Annotated in this window: 4 protein-coding genes; all 4 read right to left on the reverse strand. The window is 61.3% G+C overall.

Annotated elements, in window-relative coordinates; translation table 11 throughout:
- Window positions 1–183: 183 nt before the first annotated feature.
- A complete protein-coding gene (locus DMX12_RS28640) occupies window positions 184–639 on the reverse strand; it encodes a hypothetical protein (RefSeq protein WP_054881559.1) in 456 nt (151 codons plus the stop codon).
- A 9-nt stretch (window positions 640–648) separates the two neighbouring features.
- Window positions 649–3,648, reverse strand: a complete 3,000-nt coding sequence (locus DMX12_RS28645) for a host specificity factor TipJ family phage tail protein (protein WP_054881558.1) — start codon at window positions 3,646–3,648, stop codon at window positions 649–651.
- A complete protein-coding gene (locus tag DMX12_RS28650) occupies window positions 3,645–4,025 on the reverse strand; it encodes a hypothetical protein (protein WP_054881557.1) in 381 nt (126 codons plus the stop codon). Before DMX12_RS28650 ends, DMX12_RS28645 begins: the two co-directional genes overlap by 4 nt.
- The coding region (locus tag DMX12_RS28655) for a DUF1833 family protein (RefSeq protein ID WP_146226883.1) at window positions 4,022–4,248 on the reverse strand (227 nt) is incomplete at its 5' end. The genes DMX12_RS28650 and DMX12_RS28655, both read right to left, overlap by 4 nt.

The following is a 4,248-nucleotide window of genomic DNA, read 5'->3' on the forward strand; positions in this document are numbered from 1 at the left end:
TCACTGTCGGTCATGTACCGATCGAAGATCGACGCGTTGTTGATCAGGTCACGTGGATCGCTCGAGCCCAGTGGGTTTGTGGGGTCAAAAGCCATATTTTCTCCTGGCACAAAAAAACCCGCACTGGGCGGGTATGCTCGATTGGGTCCTGCTCGGCCGGTAGTCAGCGGCTGCAGCAAGGAGCTATTTGGGCTTGGGCAGCTCTTGGTTGACTGTCAAGTCGATAAGCGGGGCGCCGGCAATCAGGTCCGGATAATTCCCCCAACCGCCTTTCATGATGGGGCGCTCCCATAGCTCAAGGCTGGCCGAGAAGGACCAGCTGCTCTGGCCCATCAAGGTGGGACCTTCGTAGACGTCCACAAACCGGGCCTTGTAAACGCCAATGCCGCCTGGGACCTTCAACGGACATTCGAACCATTGGCTGCCAGACACTAGTTGCTCATCGAACCAGGCCTCGAATGCCAGCGCCTGCGCATCGCTGAATATCCAGCGCACCGCGGCGACTGTTGGAACGCTCTTGTAAAGCCGTCGCTGTACTGATCGCCCGCTGACCTTGTTGGATCTGCGAATCGGGCTGACGGGGGTGAAGCCGTAGCCCTCGCGCAGCGGCATGGGCAACGATTTTGGGTAGACCACCATGATCGGTCCTTATGTCGGTGCGAAGCCGTCGTCGTCGGCGTAATAGTCATCTCGATACTCGAGGGCCGTGAAGTCGCAACTGCCGTCGCTGCCGGGGTTGATCTCGCTCATCATTGCGCTGTAGCCGACCTGGGTAGACGCTGCGAACAGAAGCCGGGCCGGCTCTATCGCGAGGTCGGTGACCAGATCAAAATCCAAGTCGGTCGCGGCAATGCTGATCTCGTACTCGCTTACCCGGGTCGGCACGATCAGCGCGGTGGCAGACCCGTCATGACGCCGGATCATGATGCGCGGGCTGTCCACGCCCCAGTCCAGCGGCTCCGTCACCTCGAGTACGACACGGTCGCCGACCTGCCGAGCGCCGATGATCAGTGCCGACTGGCTGGTTCCTGGAATGTCGTCGGCCAGGGCGATGCGATCAAAGCGTTCATAGCACAGCACTTCGAGATCGGTGGTTCCAGAGTACGACCAACGCTGGGACTGGTGCTTGCGCAACAGCCTCATGCCGATGCGCCAGGCGCGATCCCGATCCAGAACACCATTCAAAGTGATGGCATCGACCTTCAGGCCAAGGCTGTCACCGATCCGACAAGGCACTGTTTCCTCTGACCAGGTACGTGGGTCGACATACTTCACGTCTACTCCGTCGAAGTCATCCTGGCCAGGCGCAGTGAATGAGGCGGTGAGCTCGTCGGTAAGTTCGTGGTTAGTGATGGTGCCCCTAACGGGCTGTACACCTTCCCGGATCGCGCTAATCAATCCCTCTGTCAGCGTAAGATGACTCATGCCGGCCGCGAAGATCGTTTGCAGCACCTCCCGCACCGACGAAGCTTCGGTGTACTCCAGGTCGAAAGTCTCGCCGCGGGGCGTCCAGTATGACGACTCAAGCCCGAGCAGCTTCGCTGTGTCGACCTCGTCAGACAGAATGCCTAGACTGCCAAGAACGTGGAGCGCTGCGCCACTGATTGAACGACCAGGGAAGCCTTCATATAGCCGCTCAGCCACCAAGCTAACGCGCCGATCTGACTGAGCACCCAGGCGGTCTCCGGTTCTGATCGATGCAGTGAAGATGGTCACCCCGGGGTAGACTGCAGGGGCTTCCAGCTTCGAGCGCAGGCCATACCAGTAAACGGTGTCGCGGGTGTTCCCGCCGCTCTCGGGATTTTCGCGTCTAACTCGGTACTGCGGTCGCATCTTGTACGGCAGTGTCTTACGGAAGGTAAAGCCGATGGCGTCCTCGGTGTTACTCTGCAGGTTGTGCACCTCTCTGGTCCAAGCGCCACCGATTGCCGCATCACGCCACTCGACAAACACATTCAGCGATCCCGCCCGACGATGGCCATTGCTCTTGTACCAGGCAAGACCGCCTGGCAGATAGAAATCATACTCGATGGTATCGGTCACCTCCTGCTCCGGCACGGCCATAAATGGACCGAGCCAGTCCAGGTTGGAGGCACCATCCGCGCTAAGGGAGAAGTCCAATAGCGTCCGAACAGCAAACCCTGCCCACCCGGTATCTATCACACCGGCATCGGTGAGGCGCTGAACGCTCATGGTTAGACCATCAATGGCAGTGATGGTGTAGCGGTGGCTGCGATAGCCCAGGGATAGCCGCTGCGATCCATCTTCAAGACCGGCGAAGGGAGTGCCGTTTTCATAGTTGAGATCGATGTACGCCGGCTGCTCTGGCACGCCGCCGGCTGACGCCGAACCCACGGTGTATACCGGGGCCACGCCGAACACGGCCACTGGGGCATTCGACTGCGAGAGAGTGCCGCCCCGGTAAGGGCTCGACGGCTCAGCGATCAGCAGGCGGCCTGAGTTGTCCTGGGCCGTCAGTCCCATTCCATCAAGCTGGGAGGTGATCGAGGAGACCAAGCCGCTCATGTTCAAGTAGTTAGACGCCAGCGAAATGGTCCGCGTACTCCCCCGGTAGGTGATCGTCCATACCGCCGGGGAAGCCGTGAAGTCGTAGGTAGTTGGCGATGCGCTCGCCTGCACGGCCGATGGGCTGCCCCCCGACCCGGGCACCGGAGGCACATAGGGCGAGTAGCTGGCCACCACCAGGTCATAGTCCATATCGGTGGACAAGGTGACCTTCATACCCACGAACGGAGCCAGATCACCCAGAGGTCCGGAGATCCGGTCGTACTCCCCAACGCTGCTCACCGTATAGCTGTTTGGCGTGCGCATGGTAACGGTCAACCCGCTGTCCCACACCTCGGGAAATTCAGGGCTCTCGCCCGCAAGGCTCACACTCAGGCCGCCAAGCACCAGCGCATCGGCAATCACCGAGGTTCCTCCGCTTGCTGTCGATGCCGTGTCCAGGCCTGAGGTGCCGGCGTCGGTACCACCGACCTCCCCCACCGAGTACCAGTTTTCCGCCCGAGTGTCGCCCGCCAAGCTCTCGCCCGGGTTGTAAGTGGCGTACGACACATCCGTGCCAAACGCAGCCAGCGGGGTGTCGCCGATTTTGATGCTGCTGGGCAGGAAGACGTGTGATCCAGCACCTACGCACAGGCACAGGCTCGTGTGCAGTTCGCGCTCATTGACGAAACGCGAGACCGGCTGCACCACATAGTCCGGATAAACCTTGTAGCGACCCAAGATCTCCCGCACAGGTTCGTTGACCTTGGCTCGGTTGGCCTTGGCGGGGTTGAGGTCGATGGTGTCGCCCTGGCCGGGCTGCGATACCCCGGGCGTCTTCATGGACAGGACCATGACCAAGGCGACAGCTGCCACAGCCACAGCAGCCCAGGCCGCCACCACCAAGGCGCTGGCCCGCGGCTCGGGATAGATGCGCACATCGGTTTCCGGTCGCACCACGAACTCAGCCCAGGCCACCACCGGCAGAAGCTCGCCACCGACCTTGATGCAGATGGGGTGTTCGCGCTCCAGAGAGAAATCCGGCGCCTGCTGCTTCAACCAATCAACCAGCAGGATCGGGGCCTCGATGACGTGTGTTTCAAGCGGCTCGCCCTCAAGGCCACTGGGGTAAAGCCTGATCATCGGTAGTACTCCACTCGGGAAAAACGGCGCTCAAAGCGGCGAAGGGGCGTCAGGCTGACGTTGCGCCTGGGGTTGATCTCCAGCACCTCAAGGGCGCCGGCCACCTCTAGTACGATCGCTACGTGGTCCTGCACCTGGCCCCGGTATGCAGCAGCGACCACGCCGTGACCCGGTACGCAGGAAGTAACAGCGCACTGGATCATCTGTTCGCAGGCCCGCACGAACCCACCATCGGCCTTGCGCATCTCAGACCACTCAGGCCAAGCCGGCAGGCCCAGGTCGCGGCGTACCTCCAGCACCAGCCCGTAACAGTCGACGTGCGGCCACAGTCTGCCGCCCTCGACGTAAACGCCAAGGGTGTATTTGTCGGTATTCATAGGTAGCGCAGCCCTGGGAATTCGTTGAGGTTGTAGCTTTTGCGTGGCCACCGGGTGTCGAGTAGGTCGAAGTAGCCGGCGGTTACCGAGACCTGGGTCGCCGTGACTGAACCGCCCTTGATCTTGAACCGGTGCGGCGCATGGGCCGGAGCACCGAGGTCGTCGGAGGTGTACGCGCGGTAGATAAGCGACATGCTGCGCCCATCCCTCAGCGCCGCACGGA

This window comes from Pseudomonas sp. MB-090624 (assembly GCF_003205245.1).
In the GTDB taxonomy this organism is placed as follows: Bacteria; Pseudomonadota; Gammaproteobacteria; order Pseudomonadales; family Pseudomonadaceae; genus Aquipseudomonas; species Aquipseudomonas juntendi.

Excerpts from the sequence above, each read along its gene's own strand:
- DMX12_RS28640 (WP_054881559.1), bottom strand. The coding sequence starts at position 639 with ATGGTGGTCTACCCAAAATCGTTGCCCATGCCGCTGCGCGAGGGCTAC.
- DMX12_RS28645 (WP_054881558.1), bottom strand. The coding sequence starts at position 3,648 with ATGATCAGGCTTTACCCCAGTGGCCTTGAGGGCGAGCCGCTTGAAACA.
- DMX12_RS28650 (WP_054881557.1), bottom strand. The coding sequence starts at position 4,025 with ATGAATACCGACAAATACACCCTTGGCGTTTACGTCGAGGGCGGCAGA.